Source organism: Caballeronia sp. GAWG1-1 (assembly GCF_023631465.1).
Lineage (GTDB): Bacteria > Pseudomonadota > Gammaproteobacteria > Burkholderiales > Burkholderiaceae > Caballeronia.
In genome coordinates, this window is record NZ_JALQDB010000036.1 from 89,685 (window position 1) to 110,625 (window position 20,941).

A 20,941-nucleotide genomic window follows, 5' to 3' on the forward strand; every position below is an offset into this window, starting at 1 on the left:
CATGCGTTTCAGGATCAGACCTGTATTCGGGGCTGTTTTGATGCTCGCCGCCGGGGCGGCTTCCGCGCAGTCGAGCGTGACCCTGTACGGCGTCGCGGACGTGTTCGTACAGTATCTGGATAACGGTGGACGGCATTCATATGCCGAGCGAAGCGGCGGGTCGACAGGTTCGCTGGTCGGCCTGAAGGGTTCGGAAGACCTCGGCAACGGGCTGAAGGCGGTGTTCGATGTCGAGAGCGGGTACAACACGAATAACGGCACTTACTTCGCCGACAGCACCGCCATGTTCTACCGGCAGTCCTGGGTAGGATTGAAGCACGACACCTACGGCCAGTTGAGCTTCGGGCGTCAATATCAGCCCAGCTTCTGGGCGGTGTATTTCACGGACCCGTTCCGCGGCAACGAAGCGTTGTCGCCGCTGGCCGCAGCCGATCTCGCCGGCGCCACCGATCGCGCCACTCTCGCGACCCAGTACGTGTCCGGGCGAACCAGCAGTTCGATCGTTTATCTCTCGCCGGACCTGAGCGGCGTTCACCTCTATGCGATGTACGCGCTGGCGTCTGCCACGACCCAGCCAGTGACCGTCACTTCAGGCAACATGCTCGACCTGGCCGCGAGCTATTCCGGTTACGGCTTTTACGCGGGCGTCGGCTATCAGTATCAGCACGGCTCGAACGAGACCGCGCCGCTGGTGCCTGCCGCGCCTTCCCTCTTGACATCGTTCCCGTTGATGGCGACCGAGCATTTCACCGGGGCGCTGGCGTATCGGCTGGGCATCGTGAACTTCCAGTTCAACTATTCCTACAACCGCCCCAAGGATGTGCCAGATGGCGCGCTGGTAACAGTGACGCCCGCAGTGAGTCTGCCGTTCGGGACTCTGGTGCATTCGTACAGCATCATGGAGCTGGGCGCGACGATTCAGGCCACGCCTTTCGATACCGTTGAACTTGCGGGCATTCAACGCGTCGTGCGCGGCGTTCACGACAATAGCCTCGGTGTCGAGGTCGGCGTCGACCACAACATTTCGAAGCGCACCAGTTTTTATATGCGCGCCGGGTACGTGAAGAACAACGGCAGCGCAAACATGAGCTGGCCCGGCGTGGCGGGAGTCGTCAGCGGCTCGAAACAGGTTCTGGGACTCGTTGGCATGACACATCGTTTCTGACGATGGGGTTCGTTCATGACAACCAAAGAGAGAAAGGAAATCCTGATGCAATCGATTAAAGCGATGCGGCTCGTCGGCGCTGCTTTCATGCTGGCGGCTTCCATAGGCGGGTCTTCCGGTGCGCACGCTCAGAGTAGTTATGCCGCGTCCTCCGTGCCGGCATCGGATGCGAAGGCAAGCAAAGCAGCCAGCAAGGCGGCCGACCGGGCGTTGCAAAAGAGCGTGCTCCGCGCACTCAGCAAAACTCGGGGGCTGCGGGTTGCCAGCATCACGGTTCGCGCGTCTGAAGGGGCGGTGATACTGGAAGGCACCGTACCGGAAGAGGCGCAGATCAGACTGGCCACTCAAGTGGCCGAAGGCGTGGAGGGCGTGAAGTCAGTGAAGAACGCGCTGACCTTGTCCACGATTTGAGGGCGCTTCGCGGCGCCATGAGAAAGGCCTCGTGCTGCAGGCCTTTCTTTCCACCGATTCACGTGTTCCGTCAGGCAGTGACCGACTTGCATTCCAGAAACTCGGCCAGCCCTTCCGCTCCGCATTCGCGCCCGTTGCCGGAAGTTTTATAGCCGCCGAAGGGCACGGTGATGTCCATCATGGCGCCATTGATCCGCACCGATCCCACGCGCAGCCGCGTTGCGATGCGCCGGGCCCGTTGTGCATCGCCGGTGGCGATATAACCCGCAAGCCCGAAGTCCGTGTCGTTGGCGATAGCGATGGCTTCTTCCTCATCGTCGTAGGCGATCAACACCAGCACAGGGCCGAAAATCTCTTCACGCGCGATCTTCATGCCGTTGTGAACATCGGCAAAGACGGTGGGGCGCGCATAGAAACCTCGCGAGATGCCTTCCGGCCGGCCCACGCCGCCCGCCGCGAGCCGCGCGCCTTCTTCGAGCCCGGTGCGAATCATTCGCTGCACTTTGTCATACTGGGCGCGGTTGGAGATCGGTCCCATCTTCGTGGCCGGATCGGCCGGGTCGCCAACCGTCACTGCGTTGGCAACGGCGGCGGCAATCGTCACGGCCTCTTCGTAACGGTCGCGCGGCACCAGCATGCGGGTGGGCGCGACACACGTCTGCCCCGAGTTGGCCATGCATTGTGCGACGCCGCTCGTCACTGCGGCCTTGAGGTCGGCGTCGTCGAGGATCAGGAGCGGCGACTTGCCGCCAAGCTCCTGAGCGACTCGCTTGACTGTCGGCGCGGCGCTCATGGCGACTTCGATGCCAGCGCGCGTCGAACCGGTGATCGACACCATGTCCACGTCGCGATGCGCGGACAAATGCTCGCCCACGACCCGTCCTTCGCCGAAGATCATGTTGAAGACGCCTGCCGGCGCGCCCGCTTCATGCATGATTTCCGCGAAAACGACGGCGTCGAACGGGGCGATCTCGGAAGGCTTCAACACGATGGTGCAGCCCGCCGCGAGCGCAGGCGCGACCTTAGCGGTGATCTGGTTCAGAGGCCAGTTCCACGGGGTGATGAGTGCGGCAACGCCGATCGCTTCGCGGCGTACATCGCTCTTGCCGTGATTCGTCTCGAATTCGAAATGACGCAGGGTTTCAAGGGCCGCCTGAAGCTGCGCGAGGCCGATCGGCGCCTGCAAGTGCCTGCACAGTGCGATGGGCGCGCCGATCTCGCGGCGCACGGCGTCGGCAAGATCGTCGAGACGGGCGCGATACCTTTCGATCACCCGTTCGAGCAAGGCGATGCGTTCCTCGCGGCTCGTCGCTGACCACGCTGGGAACGCAGCGCGCGCCGCGGCCACGGCGCGGTCGGCATCGGCTGCCGTGCCCATCGCGAGCTTGCCGGTTGGTTCCTCGGTGACGGGATCGACGATATCCATCAGCGTGCTGCCGGCGCACGGCTCGACCCACGCGCCGCCGATGTAGAACGTGTTCAATATTGTCATGCCGTCTCCTCAGGCTATGCCGACCGGACGGTCGCCGATTACCGTGGCGCGCATCATATGGCGCGGCGCGGGGAAGTAGTCCTGCACGGCGTAGTGCTGACAGGCGCGGTTGTCCCAGAAGGCGATCGTGTTGGGCCTCCACTTGAGACGAACCTGGTATTCGGGCGCCTGAGCTTGACGGAACAGGTATTGCAGCAGATCCATCTCGGCGAGCTTGTAGTCGAAGCCGACGCGATAAGCCTCAGCCGTCACGTGCCCGTAGTTCGATAGATGCGTGGTAAAGGCCTCATTGACGTAGAGAACCTTCTCGCCGGTTTCCGGGTGCACGCGCACCACCGGATGCGTGACCGGCGGAAACTTCTGGCGCATGACGGGATGCTGGTCCTTCGGCAACGCCGTGCCGAACAGCGGCAGAATGTCGTGGACGGCTTCGAGGTGAGCGATGCGTGCCTTGATCTCCTCGGGAAGGTTCGCATAGGCCGCGACCATGTTGATCCAGATCGTGTCGCCGCCCACGTCCGGGCATTGCACGCAGCGCAGCATCGAACCCATGGATGGAATGTCACGCCACGATACATCCGAGTGGTAGATGTTTTCGCGTCCACGGCGCGTTTCGTTGCGCCCGAGGATCACCAATTCGGGATGCTCCGGGTGATGCGGAAACGCCGGGTGGATCTCCAGTTCGCCGAAGCGCCGCGCCAGCGCCACATGTTGGGCCGGCGTGATGTCCTGATCGCGGAAAAACAGGACCTTGTATTCGAGCAGCGCGCGGCGCAAGGCGAGACAGGTGTCGTCGTCGAGCGGATCGCGCAGGTCGACGCCTTCGATCGTCGCGCCGATCGTCGGCGTGTGACGCTCCACCGCGAAGGGCCATCTTTCGGGTACGGCGTGCGTCGTGTTGAACGCGGGTGCGGTTTCGATTGCTTGCATGTGATGCTCCATTTGAAGCTGTCCGAATCTATCTGTTTGCGGCGCGGACCAAGTCCGCCGCCTTTTCGCCGATCATGATGGCCGGCGCGTTCGTGTTGCCGCCGATGAGCGTCGGCATGATCGACGCGTCCGCCACGCGCAGACCGTCGATGCCGCGCACGCGCAGGCTTGGATCGACGACCGCCTGCGTGTCGATGCCCATCTTGCAGGTGCCGACCGGGTGATAGACGCTGTCGGCCTGACTGCGCACGAACGCACGGATCGCGTCTTCGTTCGAGCCGTCGGGTCCGAAGTCGTCGGTGAGCATTTCTTTGCCGCCTGCATCGGCCAGAGCGGGTTGCGCATAGATGCGGCGCACGATTTTGACGCCCGCAACGAGCGCGTCCATGTCCGCTTCGGCGGAGAGAAAGCGCGGGTCGATCGACGGAGCATCGCGCATGTCGGCCGTGCGCAGACGGACATGACCGCGGCTCTCGGGCCGCAGGACGTATGCATGACAGGAATAGCCGTGTCCGAGCTTCGAGCGCTTGGTTTTGTTGCGATCGCCGAGCAGCGCCAGCACGAAGGCCAGTTGCACGTCGGGCACGGCAAGGTCGTGACGCGTCTTGACGAACGCACCCGCTTCGGCGAAGTTGGAGCTGACCATGCCCGTGCGGTTGCGCCGGTATCGCACGATCTCGGACATGAGACGCAGGAAGCCGCCGGCTGAATAGCCATAGAGGTCCGTCGACCTCACCTGCTTGTTGACGATGACGTCGAGATGGTCCTGCAGGTTTTCGCCGACGCCGGGCAGGTCGTGAATCACGTCGATGCCTACGCTGCGTAGATGTTGGGCCGGACCAATGCCGGAGGTCATCAGCAGTTGTGGCGAATTGAACGCGCCGCAAGCGAGCACGATCTCGCGGCGGGCCCGCAAGGTTTGCTCGACGCCCGCGCGCACGACGTGAATGCCGCTTGCACGCTTGCCCTTGAAGACGAGACGAAGCGCCTGGGCGTCGGTGAGCACGGCAAGATTCGGCCGGCCTCCGTTGAGGCTCGGGTCGCGCTTGTCGCCACGATGCAGATACGCGCGCGCGGCATTCCACCGTTCGCCGTTCCATTGCGTGACCTGATAGAGCCCTGCGCCTTCCTGCTCCGCGCCGTTGAAATCGTCGTTGGGGCGATAGCCGGCTTGCAACGCGGCCGCGACGAAACGCCGGGAGAACGGATTGGGCGTGCGCAGGTCGCTGACGTGCAGAGGGCCGGTGCCGCCGTGCCAGGGATCACCGCTGTCGTCGAGGAAGCGCTGGTTGCATTCGCTGCGACGGAAATAGGGCAGTACGTCGTCGTAGCTCCAGCCGGTGCAGCCGAGCTTTGCCCACGCGTCGTAGTCGCTGCGGTGCCCGCGGATGTACACCATGCCGTTGATCGACGAACTGCCGCCGAGTCCCCGGCCACGCGGCTGGAAGGAGGGGCGACCGCCGAGACCGGGCTGATTCTCGGAGTAGTAGGCGTAGTTGCGCGGACCGCGCTTGCGCACCGTGGCCGCAAGGCCGATAGGCGCCCATACGCTCAGGTGGTGGTCATGGGGACCGGCTTCGAGAAGCGCGACGCTCACCGACGGATCTTCGGCCAGTCTGGCCGCCACCGCACAACCGGCCGATCCCGCGCCCACGACGATGTAGTCATACTCCGCAGCGCTCGTATCGGGCTGCTGGTTTCTCTCAGGTCTATTCATGGCTCGGTTTGCGGTTCAGATGAGCACGGTGTTTCGCTGCTTGTTCGCCGGAAGGCAGTGGGGAGGCCTCGGGGCAAGGTCCATCAGGCGGGGGCGCGGGCGGCCACGTGCTGCAACGTCTTCACGGACTGCTCGGGACGAAGCCAGCGCAGCGCGGCGAGCGCGGCGGCAAGCAGCAAGACGGCACTCACGACGAAGCCGAGTTCATACGCATGGCTAGTGCCGCCGCCGTGGGTCTGCACGATCCGCCCCATCACCGCCGGTGCAATGGCGGCGCCGAGGCTTGCGAGCGCGGTGTGGATCGCGACCAGCGCACCGCGTTGACTATCCGGCACTATCTCCGCGAGCAGGGCGGGCGCGAGCGTGAAGCTCAGTGTCGGCAGCGCGCAGGCGATGGCTAGCAGCGCGACTTTCTGAATGGGCGGCGCATTCAGCAGGATCAGCAAGACGAACACCAGCGCGCCGGCCATGGCGCTCAGGCAGATTGGATGCACCCGCGCCCGGCGGCTCGATGCGCCGCCTGCCAGCATGCGCTGCGAGATCCAGCTGAGGCCAAGGTTCACGGGCGCCGCCGTGGCGACCACTGCCGCGAAGCAGCGGCCTGCCTCGACGCCGGAGAAACCAAGCCCTTTCTCGAGATAAGTGGGCAGCCAGGTCAGGCTGAGTCCGAGTGTCCAGTAGGCCGTGAAGCCGAGCGCGAACACGGAGAGGACCGAACGGTCCGTCAGGATGCGGCGATACGAAAGCCGTTGCGACGAGGCAAGCGCGGATTGATTAACGGTACGCTGGTTGCCGCGCGCTGATCGTCTCTCGTCGATCGGTCCTTCGCGGCCGAAGCATAGCCAAAGCACGCACCAGATCATGCCTATTGCGCCGAGCAGCACGAAGTTCATGCGCCAGCCCCATTGCTTCGTCACGAGCGGAATCAGCATCCCGGCCAGCAACATGCCAGCGGCGGCTCCCTGATTGATTACAGCCACCGGCAGATTGCGTCTGCGATCGGGAAACCATTTGTACAGCGCGTGCACGGAGACCGGAAACGACGGTCCTTCCGCCGCGCCCAAAATCACCCGGCAAGCCAGCAGCCCGAGTGCGCTCGTGGTCAGCGCCTGCGGCACTTGCAGCACCGCCCAGGCCAGCCCCATGGCGAGCAAAATCCAGCGCGTCGCAATGCGGTTGGAGAGAAACCCGACGACGACGGTCGAAGCCGAAAACAGCCAGAAGAAGCTGCCGGCGACGAGGCCGTACTGCTGCGGCGACAGATGAAGTTCCGCCGTCAGCGGCACGGCCACCAGACCCAGCACGATCTTGTCGAGAAAATTGATGAGGGAGAGGGCCGTCAGCATGACGGTCATGGTCCATGCCGGGCGCGACTGGAAATCGGGCGGAGACATCATGCTCAGCCCCGCCGGAAGACGCTGTCGCCGGCGCCTGAAGCGGCCGCGAGGAACCTGGGTTGCATTGTTGTCTCCTTGGTATTTTTCTGGCCTCGCCGCATGCGGCGGCATGCCAATGACGGTTTCGTAACGTCACGGTAATACCTAGCAGTGGGAGGCAACCCACCCGGAACAGGTAGGGGAGGGAAAACCTTGTTGATGGCCGGGGATGAGCGGTGGGCAGAAGACCGCGCGTGGGTTTCCGGCTTCCGCGAAAGGAATTGACCTTGCACCGGTGTCTCGCGCGAATCTTCAAAGAGCGGCCAATGGCTGGCGTGTATGCAAGAAAGTATCAGTCTGCGGTCTCGTCGTTCGGATACGCGGCTGAGTTCCTTGCTCGACCCTCACGCTCTGAACGTCTTTCCGAGTTCGTGATCGGCGAGTCTAAAGTAGTGGCGGAAGTTATAGACCAGCGGTGACCATTTTTTGGCATCGATATGGTGCATGTTCTTGACGAAGGCTTCGTCTGCATGCACGCGAACGATCTCGACTTCTGCGGCGACGCCACCGCCAAGCGCTTGAAGTTGCTCGCCGCCCATTCGGTGAATGTGACGCACGCGAGCCTCCAGATGCATGGGACACTCAGCAACGCGGTAAGGCTTCACGCAATCACTGGCGAGCTGAGTGAACCCCGCTTCCTCGAACTTGCACTTCTCGAAGCGAAATTGCTTTTTCTTCAACTCGGGGACGGGGTTCTTTCCAGTCAGAGGCGCGAGTTTTTCGACCTGCTTCCACATTTCCGGCGACGGAAGATTGATCACGCATTCCGCATGCCGTTCGAGATTTTCAGCCGTCTTTGTCTCGTCCAGCAAGCCGAGCATGAGCGTCCAGCCGAGCGCCCAGAACGACGACATCGGCGCGAGATTGGTCGTGCCGTCCTCGTTGAGCGAGCTGATCAGAGCGACCGGTGTGCCGAAGTAAAGAATCTTCGGTTCGATTGTCTGGAAGATGCGTTGAGCCATCGTGTCCTCCTTCGGGTCAAGGGACAAGCAGATGATGCTCAAGTCATTTTGCGACAGTCGACTGCGGCATGTTTCAGCGTCATGTGAAATGTCGACCGTCAACTCGGCACAGGCGTTCGCGTCATCAAGACGATTCCCATCGCCGCCACGACGGTTCCGGCAAGCATCGACCAGGAAAGTGGTTCACCGAACATGGCCCATGCCCATACGAGCGTGACCGATGGGCTCAAGAAAAGGACGCTCGATACTCTCGCCGCTGACGAACGCTTCAGACATAACCAGTACAGACCATATCCGCCAAGCGTGGAGAGGAGCGCCGTCCAGACCACGCTGGTGGCGAATCCCGTGGTGGCAACCGGCGCGATGCTTCCTTGAAATGTCTGCAGGCCGAGAAAAACCACGCACGTCACGCTGCAATGGAGCCAAAGGGTGGCCAATAGACTTAGCGAGCCAAGACGACCGGACGCGCGTTGCTGCCACACCGTAGCCACGGCCAAGGACGCCATGCCTGCCACCGGCAGGCCGTACGCCCACACAGGAGCAGAACCAAGTGTAAAAGCATCGCGACTGACGAATAGCACGCCTGCCACGCCCAGCGCCATGCCAAGCCACGTCCGGCGTGAACTACGCTCGCTGAAAAACACGGACGAAATCACCACCGTACCGACAGGCAGAAGGTTTGCGATCAGCGCAGAAAGTCCCGCCGATACCCCGAGTTCAATGCCCTTTCCGATGCCAGCGATATAGCCCGCCATCGCGAATAAGCCGATCACGCCGTGCCGCAGTAACACGGCGGGCGGCGTGCGCATGATTTCGCGCGCCACGAACGGAAGCAGGCAAAGCGAGACCGCCGCGCAACGCCATAACACCACGAGGAAAACTGGTGCGTAGTCGGCGGAAAAGCGCATGCCGACGAAGCCGGAGCTCCACGCGACGATCATCAACGCTTCCAATGCCGGTAAAGGCAAGCGCAGCGGCCGCGTTGCGAGCGGGCGGGATGTCGGGCAAGGTGTCGAGAGCTTGGTCATGCACCTAGCGTAGACAGTGCGCGACGATTCGAAAATCAAAATATACTGAGCATCTCGTTCAATTCGGTTAAACCACCATGGAAGCGGTCCTCGACATCGAACTGTTGCGCACGTTTCACGCGGTAGCGCGACTCGGCAAATTTCGCTCGGCAGCGGAGTTCGTGCACAAGAGCCCGGCCGCGATCAGCATTCACATTCAGCGCCTCGAAGCGATTGCTGGCGGCCGCTTGCTCGATCGGGACAATCAGGCGGTGACGCTCACCGTGCTCGGCAAGCGGTTACTTTCCAGTACGAGTGAGCTACTAAACGCGCACGACCGTGTTTTGCAGGATTTTCATGGGAAAGCGCTGGCGGGGAGGGTCGTGCTGGGTGTGCCGGATGAATATGCATCGCATGTGATTCGCGACATTCTCCCCGGCTTTTCGACAATGTGGCCCAACGTCGTGCTCGAAGTGAGGACCGCGCCAAGTCTCAAACTTCGTGACCAGGTGGGCCGGGGCAAGCTCGATGTGGCGCTATTGGTTCAGCCTATCAAGGCAAGCAGGCCCGCTGAGGTGCTGACAGTGACTACGCCGGTATGGGTCGGAAGCGCGGCGTTCACGCTGGACGAGAGCCGTCCGCTTCCGTTGGCTCTTTATGCCGAGCCTTGCCCGTATCGTGCAGCGATGACCAATGCGCTGGAACGCGCCGGGCGAAAATGGCGGGTAATACTCGATAGCGCTTCGAGTCAGGCCATCAAGGCATGCGTCGAATCCGGGCTTGCGGTCACGCTGTTGGACCGCGCGCGGGTGAGCGAAGAGATGAGAGTCTTGGACAAGCTGCCGCGCGTCGTGGACCACGAAGTGGTTTTGATGCGGGATGCCGGCGGCCGTGGTAGCGAAGCGATCGACTTGCTCATTGCCACCCTCCGGGAGAATTTCCGGCTCTAGGAATGGGATGGCTTCGAGGCGTGGGCGTTGTCGGTTTCGCCTTAAGTACTTGGACATGCGCTCGACTTCTCAAAGCAGAGGCTTGAGCGGCGAACGGGCACGCGCCAACAGGAGCATGCCCGCCTGATTCTCGATGCGCGATTGAATCCGCGACTAAATCGCCTTACTGCGGCGCGGCGTTCGTCGTCGTGCTGCTGCTCTTCTTGGCCTTCGAGTGCTTCTTGGGAAACGTCGAGTGCTTGCCGGTCGGGCCCGAAGGCGAGCCGGTTTCGCCGTCGCCGTTGGGCGTACCGACGCCGACGCCACCCCGACCCGCGCCGTTGCTGCCCGGCTCGCCCGCGCCATTCCCTTGCGCGAACGCGCCGCACGACAAGCCGAGCGTCAGTGCCGAGACAAGAATGCCTTTAGTTACGATCTTCATATTGTCCTCTTGATGTTGATAGTCGGCCGCGAGCAGATCCCGCGGCATGGAAGCGTCTAAGGCAATCCGCGTGCCGAGAACCCCGGCGTCGAATTGAGACGAACGCTTGTGCGTCAACGAGTACGGGACTTGATGCTTTCAAGCCACCGTCGGGGAGATTAACACTCTTGTTTGAACCATTGACGTTTGCGTGACGTCGGCAGGGCGAGGTCATCCGCGTGCCGCGAATAATCGAACAAACAACATGTCGTGGCGCGAGAACAACTCAACGCTTTCTTCGTTTTCAGGGTGAACACTTGGACCGCATCGCCGCTCGGCGCTTTGCTGGCGGCCTATCTAACCGCGTGCCGCTGGCACGTCGCGAACACTCCTGGTGCGCTAACGAACCCAGCGACATCGTTTTCAGCGGAAGCAACAAAACAACCCGGTTATTGTTCTTACGATTGCTGAAGGAGGCGGCGCCGTAATTCTTTAGACGGCGCCTCGATCCATCCAGACCTTAGAAAACGAATCCATGCAAACAACGAGAATGCCCGCCGAGACGGGCCTTGCTGGCGAACGGCGCGCGGAATCCGCCGTCCGCACGGCGTTCCGCTACGACATCAATGGCCTGCGCGCGTGGGCAGTGCTTCCCGTCGTCCTCTTTCACTTCGGCATTCCGGGTTTTTCCGGCGGCTTCGCCGGTGTCGATGTGTTCTTCGTCATTTCTGGCTTTCTGATGACTGGAATCGTCGTCGCGGCGCTCGAGCGCGGCCGCTTCTCGCTGGTCGATTTCTATCTGTCGCGCGCGGTGCGTATCGTGCCGCCGCTTATCGCGTTGTGCGTAGTCTTGCTCGGAGTCGGTTGGTTCTGGCTCGTGCATGTCGATTATCGGGAGCTCTCGCTCAACGCGGCCTCCGCGCTCACGTTCGTTTCCAATGTCCTTTTCTGGAGACGCTCCGGCTATTTCGATTCGGCGTCGCATGAGAAGTGGCTCCTGCACACGTGGTCGTTGTCCGTGGAATGGCAGTTCTATCTGTTGCTGCCGCTCGCAGCCGCATTCGCATGGCGCTGGCGGCGCAGAGCCGGTGTCATTGCGCTGTTGTCCGCTGCAGGCGTGGCGTCGCTGAGTTGGTCGATTTATGCCACGTCGCGCTGGCCCGACGCCGCGTTCTATCTCCTGCCAAGCCGCGCGTGGGAAATGCTCGCCGGAGGCATGGTCTGGCTTTACGCCGGACAGCGCAAGTTGCCCGCCGCGCTCACGCGTGTGCTCGAAGGCGTCGGACTTGCGTTGATCGCGCTGGCGGTCGTGCGCTTCGATTCCAGCCTCAGTTGGCCCGGCGGCTTTGCAATCGTGCCCGTGCTCGGCGCGGCGTTGGTCATCGCGGCATCGAGACAGCGCTCCATGTTCACGGGCAACGGCATCGTGCAATGGCTCGGCACGCGTTCGTATTCGCTCTACCTTTGGCACTGGCCGGTCGCGGTGTTGCTGGTCTACTCCGATCGTCTGCACGATCCCATGAGTATCGCGGGCGGTATCGTTGCGGCCGTGCTGCTTGGCGAGGCGTCTTATCAACTCATCGAACGGCCGACGCGCGCATATCTCGCTCGCGCGACGAAGCCCGCACGCTTGCTGTATTTGGGCACGGCGATGGTAGGCGTGACCCTCGTCGCCATTGGCGCGCGATATCAGCACGTCCCCAACCGCGTGCCGGAGTTGTGGGACATGGCCGCGAACGAGCAACTCGATTTCAGCCCGATGCGCGACCAATGCCTCGCGTCGTCCGGAGGCAAATCGCCGGCTTGTACGTTCGGCAGTGGTCCACTTCGGGCGATCGTGCTCGGCGACAGCCACGCCGATGCAATGGTGAGCGCCGTCCAGAAAGCACTGCCCAACGGTTCGATCATGGAGCTGAGTTACTCGGGCTGTCCGACGATCTACGGTGAGCATGCGGTCCCGGGTTCGCGCGATGCCGACGAGCAATGCGCCAACTTCAACGCTTGGGCCTTGCGCAAGCTGGCATCGATCGACTCGGCCATCCCCGTGTTGATCGTCAATCGCACGTCGGACTATGCGTTGGGTCCGATCGATGGCAGTGCACTCAGTCACCATCCGCTGGTCTATTTCTCGCGCCCGTACGATTCGCCGACGCCCGCGTTCCTCGCGGAGTATGCGCAGCATCTCGTGGCATCGGCTTGTCTGATCGCGAAGTCGCATCCGGTCTATCTCGTGCAGCCGGTGCCGGAGATGCCATTCGAGGTGCCGCAAGCCGTGTCGCGTCAGTTGATGTTCAAGCGGGGCACCAACGACCTGTCCATTCCGCTCGACGACTACGACAGGCGTAACCATGTCGTGCGGATGGCGCAGGAAGCGGCGGCGCAATGCGGCATCAAACTTCTCGATCCCAAGCCGCGCCTTTGCGATCACGGGCGATGCTGGGCGAGTCAACAACTGAGACCGCTGTACTACGACGCGGATCACCTGAGCGAATTCGGCAACAAGCGCCTGGTTCCGATGTTCCGTGAAGCCTTTGCGCAATCCATTGCTATGCGTTAGAAGAGACGAGCTAAGCCTCGACCGCAGATAATTACAAATACATTCGGTAAATTAGAAAATCGTAAGATTATGTTCTGCACGAGTATCGGGACACCGTACTCCACCGCACTTTTCAAAATTTTCACGATTGGTAAATTCGCGCAAACCTAACAAAAAAGGCAGCGGGGGATTAATGGCAGAGACCAACAATAGATATGAGGCGCTGGACGGCCTCAGGGGCGTGGCCGCGCTCGCGGTCATGATTTCCCACCTCAGTCAGGAAATGCTTTTCAGGAACGCTTATGAAGCGGTCGATTTATTTTTCGTGCTGAGCGGTTTTGTCATCGCACATTCTTACGGCGCGCGGTTGCAGAACGGCATGACCAACGCGGAATATATAAAGAGGCGCATTATCCGGCTCTATCCGATGCTCATATTTTCGCTGCTGATCGGGCTACCCGTTTTCATCGAGGCGGGGCGCGAGGGGCTCGCAAATTTTTCGTCGGGGAACATCATTTCTTCGACGCTCTATAACTCGTTTCTCGCGCCGTATATCGGCGAGCTGGGCGGTCCCATTTTCCCCAGTAATCCGCCCGCGTGGTCGCTCTTCTTCGAAATGGTGGCCAGCCTTTCGTTCGTGTTGATCGTCAGGCTGCAAATGCGCTCGATATTCAAGATGATCCTTCTGAGCGCGGCGGCGTTCCTGACGACGAGCGCGCTGACGACCATCGACCTGCATGGCCACGGTCTGTTCGATTTCGAGCAGGGCTGGTCCGGCAGCCGGTTCGACGGCGGATTTTTCCGCGTGGCCTTCGGTTTCCTGGTGGGTGTATTTCTCTACAACAAGAAAGATTCGATCACGAGAATCGCGACCGCGATCGTACCTCGCGCGTTCGCCAATATTTACTTTCTGTTCACGCTCGTACTCGTTCTGTTTTTCTTTCCCATGTCGCTGCACGGGATTTACCCGATGTTCGTTATCTTCGGCGTCGCGCCGTGGCTGGTGGCGTTCGGATCGACTGTACGTTGCACATCGGCGGTGGATATCAATATCGCGCGTTTTCTTGGCTGGATTTCCTACCCGATTTATCTGATCCACTATCCGATCGGGCAGGCGGTCTTTATGTACTTCGGAAAAGCGAACCAGTATGCGGTAGCGCCCATGCTGGCGACTTGCGCGATTACCATCGTGTGCGCGGTGCTCCTGACGAAGTTCGTGGAAGAGCCGATTCGCGCGTTTCTCGCCAAACGGTTCATTCGCTCTTCCAAGACTCAGGCGAGCGTAACCGAGCTCGGCATGCGAACGGATCAGCATCCGGTTTGAGGCCGCGCGCGAACGCATACCGTTCGCGCGTCGGGAAACTACGTAGAAAAGAGATGCTTCGCGGAAAGCATTCAGAAGGGCGCGGTTTCTTATACTCCTCGACATCACGACGCCTGCGACGACAGGCGCCCAGATAACAAGGAGACTTCGATGCCGCGTCGTGCAGGAACGTTTGGCCGCGCACTCATTTGCCTGATCGCGTCATGCGTGGCTCAGGTGAGCCTCGCGCAGCCGATCCGGCTCATGACCGGCGGCGCGGCCAAGCTCATCTATCTGCCTGTCGTGCTCGCGGATCGGCTTGGCTACTTCCGCAGGGAAGGGCTCGACGTGCGCGTGCTGTCCGTGCCGGCCGGCATCGATACTTCCACCGAACTGGTCGCGGGCGCAATCGAAGGCGCGGTGGGCTTCTACGATCACACCATCGGTCTGCAAAGCCGCGGCATGGACGTGCAGTCGGTCATCGTTCTCGGGCAGTCGGCCGGACTCATCGAGCTTGGCACGAACGGCATGCGCAACATGGCCGATGCCAAAGGCCGGCGCCTCGGCGTCACGGGCTTCGGTTCATCGACTTACTTTCTCACGCGCTACCTCGCCACGCGCGCCGGCCTCGCGCCCGACGCCTACACCATCGTTCCGCTGGCCAATGAAGCCGCCTTCGACAAAGCGCTTTCGAGCGGCGATGTCGATGCCGTCATGACCGAGGAGCCCACCGCCACGCGCCTCTTGTCGCGCGGCGCGGCAAAGCCGCTCGTCGACTTACGCAGTGTCGCCGATACGCAAAGACAGTTGGGCGGCCCATACGTCGGTGCCTGTCTTTACATGCGGCGCGACTGGATCGACGCGCATCCGGATGAAACCGGCCGGCTCGCGCACGCGTTGCTCGACGCGCTGCGCTTCATCGGCACACACAGCGAAGCCGATATCGAGGCCGCCATGCCGGCATCGCTCAAGGGCAACGACCCGGCAATCTACCGCCAAGCCTTGTCCGTGATGAAGCCGGCGTTCTCCTCGACAGGCCGGATGCCCGCCGGTGCGCCATCGACCGTGCTCGCGACCCTTGCGGACATCGATACCGAGGTATCGGCGCGTCACGTCGATCTCACGCGAACCTGGACCGACCGTTTCGTCGCCGACGCGCACTGACGCGCCGCGACCTTCATTTCAATGGAGACATGCCGATGCGAGCCATTCAAATTCACGAGTACGGCGGACCCGAAGTGCTGCGGCGCGTCGATATCGAGATTCCGAAGCCGCGTGCGGGAGAAGTGCTGGTGCGCGTCGTCGCGGCCGGCATCAACTTCATGGACGTTCACACGCGACAAGGCAAGTATCGCGATTCGCGGACCTATCCCGTGAGCATTCCATGCACGCTCGGCATGGAAGGCGCGGGCGAAGTGGTTGCCGTGGGCGCGGGCGTGACCTCGTGCGGCAAGGGCGACCGAGTCGCGTGGTGCATCTCGTGGGGCGCCTACGCCGACTATGCGATCGTGCCCGCTGCGCGGCTCGCACGCATTCCGGACGCGATTGCTTATGACGTCGCGGCCGCGTCGATCTTCCAGGGTTCGACCGCGCACTATCTGCTCGACGACGTGGCAAGGCTCGAAGCGGGAATGACTTGCCTCGTGCATGCGGCGTCGGGCGGCATCGGCCAGTTGCTCGTGCAGTTGGCAAAACGGCGCGGCGTGGAAGTATTCGCGACGACGAGCACCCCGGACAAGGCGGCCATCGCAAAGGCGCGCGGCGCCGATCACGTGCTGCTCTACGAGAACGGCGGCTTCGCGGATCGCATCCGCGAGTTGACCAACGGCCGTGGCGTCGACGTCGTGTTCGACGCGGTCGGCAAGACTACCCTGCGCGACAGCTTCCGGGCAGCGCGTGTGCGCGGACTCATCGTGAACTACGGCTCCGTCACCGGCCCCATGCGTGACCTCGATCCGTACGAACTCGGCGAGGCCGGTTCGCTCTTTCTCACGCGCCCGCGCCTGGCCGACCATCTCGCCGATGCGACCACCGTGCAGCGACGCGCCGACGACATCTTCGCCGCCATCGTCGAAGGCGCGTTGCGCGTGGAGATCAACGGGCGCTACACGATGGATAACGTCGAGGCGGCGCATGCCGCGCTCGAAGAACGTCGTCAGTCCGGTAAGGCGGTCATGGAAATCGGCTGACCGCTTCACTCACAGGCATCGCATGACTTTTTTCTTCCGGCGCTCGCCGTGCCGCGCCGGTGACGCAACTCGTCCTTTTGCAGAAGGGGACCTCATGGCATCCGTTATTCAAGGCCGTACCGAATCGCCGTTTCGATCAGTGTTCCGCGTGGTCAGCGGCAACTTTCTCGAGATGTTCGACTTCACCGTCTACGCTTATTACGCGAGCGCGATTGCGCACACGTTCTTTCCCTCGGATAACGAGTTCGTCTCGCTGCTTCTCTCGCTCTCGGTGTTCGGCGCGGGCTTCGTCATGCGTCCGGTCGGCGCGCTCGTGCTCGGCGCGTATGTCGATCGCCACGGGCGTCGTCGCGGCCTGATCCTCTCGCTATGGCTCATGGCCGTGGGCACCGCGTGCGTGGCGTTCGTTCCCGGCTACGCGTCGATTGGCGTGGCGGCACCCATCGTCGTGCTGATCGGGCGGTTGCTGCAGGGCTTTTCGGCCGGTGTCGAACTGGGCGGCGTGTCGGTTTATCTCGCCGAGATCGCGACGCCGGGCAAGCGCGGCTTCTTCTGCTCGTGGCAATCCGGCAGCCAGCAAGTGGCGGTGATCTTCGCGGCTTCGCTCGGCGTGCTGCTGAATCAGTTGATGCCGGTCGCCGACGTCAACGCATGGGGCTGGCGTATCCCGTTTCTGATCGGCTGCCTGATCGTGCCGTTCCTGTTCATGATTCGCCGCACGCTGCGCGAGACCGACGAGTTCGCCGCGCGGAAGCATCATCCGAGCATGGGCGAGATCATGATGTCGATGGTCGAGAACGCCGGGCTGATTGTGGCGGGCATGGGGCTCGTCATCATGACGACCGCGTCGTTCTATCTGATCACGACCTACACGCCCACTTTCGGCCGATCGGTGCTGCATCTTTCGTCGCTCGATTCGCTTATCGTCACCGTCTGCGTGGGCGTGTCGAACCTCGTGTGGCTGCCCATTTCCGGCGCCGTGTCCGACCGCGTCGGCAGGCGGCCCATCCTGCTCATCTTTACCGCGCTGACCATCCTAACCTCGTATCCGGCGATGCAATGGCTCGTCGCGGCGCCGTCGTTCGAGCGCCTGCTCGCGGTGGAACTGTGGCTCTCGGTGCTCTATGCGTGGTACAACGGGGCGATGGTGGTCGCGCTCACCGAGCTGATGCCGGCGAACGTGCGCACGACCGGTTTTTCGATGGCGTACAGCCTCGCCACGATGGTGGGAGGCTTCACGCCGGCCATATCGACGTCGCTGATCCACTTCACCGGCGACAAGGCGGCGCCCGGCGCATGGATGGCCGTGGCCGCGCTGTGCGGCGCAATCGCGACGCTCGTCCTTTACCGGTCGCGCGAAGCCCGCAATGGATACCGGTGGCAAAGCGTTCCGGAGCAATGAAACTTCTGCTGATCGAAGACAACCGCCAGCTGGCGCACTGGCTGAGCAAGACGCTGACCGACGAGGGCTTCCTCGTCGAGCATGTGCCCGATGGCGAAACCGCCGGCGCGGCGCTCGCCGGCACGCGCTATGACGTCGTGCTGCTCGACCTCAACCTGCCCGGCATGTCGGGCAAGGCGGTCCTGCGGCGCATGCGCGACCAGGCCAACGACACGCCCGTGCTGGTTCTGACGGCCACGGGCGACATCGGCGAAAAGGTGATTTGCCTGGCCGATGGCGCCGACGATTACGTCGTCAAGCCGTTCGACGAACGCGAACTGATCGCGCGTATCAAGGCGCTTGCGCGGCGGCACGCGCCGGTGCGCTCGAACCGCTTGCGCTGCGGCACCTTGCTCTACGACATGGACCGGCGGCAATTCTTCGTCGGCGATGACGCGCTGTCGCTCACGCCGCGCGAACACGCGGTACTGGAAGCGCTCATTCTGCAAACCGGGCGGACGGTCTCGAAGGCCGTGCTCGCCGAAGCCTTGAACGACCGCGACGCGCCACCGAGCGGCGACGCCATCGAGATCTACGTCTCGCGGGTCAGGAAGAAAATCGAAAAGAGCACGGCTGCGATCATTACGTTGCGCGGGCTCGGCTATCTGCTGGAACATGAAGAGCCGCAAGCATAGCCTGCGCGCGCGGCTCCTGATCTGGCTGATCGTTCCGACGACGATCTTCGGGATCGTCGCGGGATGGGCCACGCACTTGAACGCGCGGCGCACGGCCGACCTGCTGCAGGACGCGGCGTTGCTTGCCGCAGCACGCGTGATGGCCGCCGATGTGCGCTGGAACGACAACGATCTGGTGGCTTCGGTATCGCCGAGCACGATTCAGATCGTCGGCACGCCCGAAGGCGATCAAGTGTTCTATCGCATCGAGATCGCGGGCGGCGCGGTGATCGCGGGAACATCCGACTTTCCGCGGATGCGTCTGAGCGCCTCTCCGCAGTGGTACGACGCGCAGGTGGCAGGCTCGCCCATTCGCGCCGTATCGCTTAAGCGCGCCATGTTCGACAATGGCAAGACCATCGAACTGGTCGTCTCCATAGGCCGCACGCTCGTTGCCCGCGACGCGCTGGTTGCATCGCTCTGGACGCCGCAGATTGCTTATATTCTCGGCAGCATCGCGGTTGCCATGATCCTGATCTGCACCGGGCTCGCACTCGAGTTGAGACCACTCGAGAAGCTCGCGAGCGGCTTGGCCGTTCATCCGCTCAAGAGCAAGGAGCGAATCGACGCGACAGGTCTTCCGGTGGAACTGCATCCACTCGTCACGGCGTTCAATGCATCGCTCGATGTCATCGAACGGCAAACGGCGACGCAGCGCCGGTTCATCGCCGATGCCGCGCATCAGATACGCACGCCGCTTACGTTGCTCGGGTCGCAGCTTCAGTACGCGCGCCGCCAGCACGGTTTAGACGAAGTGAGGGAAACGCTCACTGCCATGCATCAAAGCAACCGCGCAATGGTGACGCTGATCAATCAGCTTCTCATGCTCGCCCAGGCCGAAGCCGCCGACTACACCGCTTACGAAGGCGAGGCGGTGGACTTACGCGCGGTCATCACGCTGGCCGTCGAGAAGCTCGCGCTCGTGGCGCGGCGGCGCGATATCGAACTGGCTGTAGCGTTCGAAGGTGCGCTCGTCGTGACGGGAAGCGAGCCGCTCTTGTCGGCCGTGTTTTCCAATCTCATCGATAACGCCATACGCTACTCGCCGCGCGGCACGCGCGTCACGGTCGATGCCAAGGAAACGCACGTGAACGTGACCGTCAGCGTCGTGGATGAAGGGCCGGGCATTCCGGCGACGTTGCGCGAGCGCGTTTTCGAGCCGTTCTTCCGGGCATCGGCAGAAGAAGGCAGCGGACTTGGACTCGCGATTGCCAAGGAGATCGTGCGGGCGCACGGCGGCGTGGTTGCGATCCACGACGCGCCGGGAGGCGTGGGAGCAATGGCGGAGGTGGTTCTGGCGCGCGAACAGGAGCCGAGGCGGCCGTCCGCGCGCACCCCCGTATAATTCGGCATGAATCGCACAATCTGCCCTTTGGCTGCGCCGCTCTTTTCCATGGCGTCGGTCCGCCAGTCTTCCGCTTGCGGAACGTTACGCATCTCGAACGCTCGCGCCACGAGCCCCATCCGAGGCTCGCATGAAAACGCCTAAACGCCTCATACCGCTTCTCGAAGAAGGACTCATCGACGAGGTCATCAGCCAGCTCATGAGCGGCAAGGAAGCTACCGTCTACGTCGTGCGCTGCCAAGACGCGACGCGTTGCGCCAAGGTCTACAAGGACGCGAAGCAGCGCAGCTTCCGGCAGGCATCGTCGTATCGGGATGGCCGCAAGGTCAAGAACAGCCGGCAAGCGCGTGCGATGGAAAAAGGCACGCGTTACGGCCGCGAAATGCAGGAAGCGTTGTGGCAGAACGCCGAGGTCGATGCGCTCTTTCGCCTGGCTAATGCGGGCGTGCGCGTGCCTCAACCCTTCATCTGCACCGACGGCGTGTTGCTGATGGAACTCGTCGTCGATGAATCGGGAAACGTGGCGCCGCGCCTCAACGACGTTCACCTGACCGAAGCACGCGCGCTGGAACTGCACGCAATGCTGCTCAAGCAAGTCGTGCGCATGCTGTGCGCGGGCGTGATTCACGGCGACTTGTCGGAATACAACATTTTGCTGGCGGCCGAAGGTCCGGTGATCATCGACTTGCCTCAGGCCGTCGATGCGGCGGGCAACAACGAAGCCGCGCCCATGCTCAAGCGCGACGTCGACAACCTCGCGAGTTACTTCGGTCAGTTCGCGCCAAAACTTCTGCGCACCGACTACGGAACGGAGATATGGTCGCTGTTCGAAGCGGGCGGCCTGCATGTCGATGTCGCATTGACCGGTCACGTCGAAGCGCCCACTGGCCCTGTCGATCTCGATAGCGTGTTGCAAGAGATCGAAGACACGCGTCTGGAAGAAGACGCGCGCGTGCGGCGAGAGCTGGACTGAGCGCAGATCG

The 20,941-nt window shown here is 62.4% G+C and carries 18 protein-coding genes; 11 read left to right on the forward strand and 7 right to left on the reverse strand.

What is annotated here, in order from left to right:
• Window position 1: 1 nt before the first annotated feature.
• Both NCT03_RS25035 and NCT03_RS25040 read left to right on the forward strand, forming a co-directional pair.
• Complete coding sequence (locus NCT03_RS25035) at window positions 2-1,165, forward strand: porin (RefSeq protein ID WP_250494325.1); 1,164 nt, start codon at window positions 2-4, stop codon at window positions 1,163-1,165.
• A 15-nt stretch (window positions 1,166-1,180) separates the two neighbouring features.
• Entirely contained in the window at window positions 1,181-1,576 is a 396-nt protein-coding gene (locus NCT03_RS25040; protein ID WP_502800418.1) for a BON domain-containing protein, read from the forward strand.
• 70 nt (window positions 1,577-1,646) lie between these two features.
• Here NCT03_RS25040 and NCT03_RS25045 read toward each other — a convergent pair whose 3' ends face one another.
• The 6 genes from NCT03_RS25045 to NCT03_RS25070 form a co-directional block, all read right to left on the reverse strand.
• On the reverse strand, window positions 1,647-3,068 hold the full coding sequence (locus NCT03_RS25045) for an aldehyde dehydrogenase family protein (protein ID WP_250494326.1): 1,422 nt from the start codon (window positions 3,066-3,068) through the stop codon (window positions 1,647-1,649).
• 9 nt (window positions 3,069-3,077) lie between these two features.
• Window positions 3,078-3,998 (reverse strand): TauD/TfdA dioxygenase family protein, encoded by a 921-nt coding sequence (locus NCT03_RS25050; RefSeq protein WP_244830311.1) that lies wholly within the window; start codon window positions 3,996-3,998, stop codon window positions 3,078-3,080.
• A gap of 28 nt (window positions 3,999-4,026) precedes the next feature.
• The gene (locus tag NCT03_RS25055) at window positions 4,027-5,715 is read right to left on the reverse strand and encodes a GMC family oxidoreductase (protein WP_250494327.1); all 1,689 of its coding nucleotides are present in this window, start codon (window positions 5,713-5,715) and stop codon (window positions 4,027-4,029) included.
• Between the two features lie 83 nt (window positions 5,716-5,798).
• Complete coding sequence (locus tag NCT03_RS25060; RefSeq protein WP_250468199.1) at window positions 5,799-7,112, reverse strand: MFS transporter; 1,314 nt, start codon at window positions 7,110-7,112, stop codon at window positions 5,799-5,801.
• Between the two features lie 383 nt (window positions 7,113-7,495).
• Complete coding sequence (locus NCT03_RS25065; protein ID WP_250468200.1) at window positions 7,496-8,113, reverse strand: flavin reductase family protein; 618 nt, start codon at window positions 8,111-8,113, stop codon at window positions 7,496-7,498.
• A 98-nt stretch (window positions 8,114-8,211) separates the two neighbouring features.
• Window positions 8,212-9,141, reverse strand: a complete 930-nt coding sequence (locus NCT03_RS25070) for a DMT family transporter (RefSeq protein ID WP_250494328.1) — start codon at window positions 9,139-9,141, stop codon at window positions 8,212-8,214.
• A gap of 77 nt (window positions 9,142-9,218) precedes the next feature.
• Between NCT03_RS25070 and NCT03_RS25075 the strand changes: the two genes are divergently transcribed.
• Window positions 9,219-10,070 (forward strand): LysR substrate-binding domain-containing protein, encoded by an 852-nt coding sequence (locus NCT03_RS25075; protein ID WP_250468201.1) that lies wholly within the window; start codon window positions 9,219-9,221, stop codon window positions 10,068-10,070.
• Between the two features lie 163 nt (window positions 10,071-10,233).
• Here the strand turns inward: NCT03_RS25075 and NCT03_RS25080 are convergent, their stop codons facing one another.
• Window positions 10,234-10,491, reverse strand: a complete 258-nt coding sequence (locus NCT03_RS25080; RefSeq protein WP_244830318.1) for a hypothetical protein — start codon at window positions 10,489-10,491, stop codon at window positions 10,234-10,236.
• Between the two features lie 514 nt (window positions 10,492-11,005).
• On the opposite strand from NCT03_RS25080, the gene NCT03_RS25085 reads away from it, so the two are divergent.
• From NCT03_RS25085 to NCT03_RS25120, 8 genes are all read left to right on the forward strand, one after another.
• Entirely contained in the window at window positions 11,006-13,027 is a 2,022-nt protein-coding gene (locus tag NCT03_RS25085; protein WP_250494329.1) for an acyltransferase family protein, read from the forward strand.
• Between the two features lie 172 nt (window positions 13,028-13,199).
• The gene (locus tag NCT03_RS25090) at window positions 13,200-14,330 is read left to right on the forward strand and encodes an acyltransferase family protein (protein ID WP_250494330.1); all 1,131 of its coding nucleotides are present in this window, start codon (window positions 13,200-13,202) and stop codon (window positions 14,328-14,330) included.
• A gap of 150 nt (window positions 14,331-14,480) precedes the next feature.
• Entirely contained in the window at window positions 14,481-15,473 is a 993-nt protein-coding gene (locus NCT03_RS25095) for an ABC transporter substrate-binding protein (RefSeq protein WP_250494332.1), read from the forward strand.
• Between the two features lie 35 nt (window positions 15,474-15,508).
• Window positions 15,509-16,498, forward strand: a complete 990-nt coding sequence (locus NCT03_RS25100) for a quinone oxidoreductase family protein (protein WP_250494333.1) — start codon at window positions 15,509-15,511, stop codon at window positions 16,496-16,498.
• Window positions 16,499-16,592: 94 nt separating this feature from the next.
• On the forward strand, window positions 16,593-17,900 hold the full coding sequence (locus NCT03_RS25105) for an MFS transporter (RefSeq protein ID WP_250468206.1): 1,308 nt from the start codon (window positions 16,593-16,595) through the stop codon (window positions 17,898-17,900).
• Window positions 17,897-18,574: a response regulator transcription factor gene (locus NCT03_RS25110; RefSeq protein ID WP_244830328.1), complete on the forward strand. Its 678-nt coding sequence runs from the start codon at window positions 17,897-17,899 to the stop codon at window positions 18,572-18,574. The genes NCT03_RS25105 and NCT03_RS25110 overlap by 4 nt, the downstream gene beginning before the upstream one ends.
• Window positions 18,555-19,958: a sensor histidine kinase gene (locus NCT03_RS25115; protein ID WP_250494334.1), complete on the forward strand. Its 1,404-nt coding sequence runs from the start codon at window positions 18,555-18,557 to the stop codon at window positions 19,956-19,958. Before NCT03_RS25110 ends, NCT03_RS25115 begins: the two co-directional genes overlap by 20 nt.
• 130 nt (window positions 19,959-20,088) lie before the next feature.
• A complete protein-coding gene (locus NCT03_RS25120) occupies window positions 20,089-20,931 on the forward strand; it encodes a PA4780 family RIO1-like protein kinase (RefSeq protein WP_244830330.1) in 843 nt (280 codons plus the stop codon).
• Window positions 20,932-20,941 lie beyond the last annotated feature (10 nt).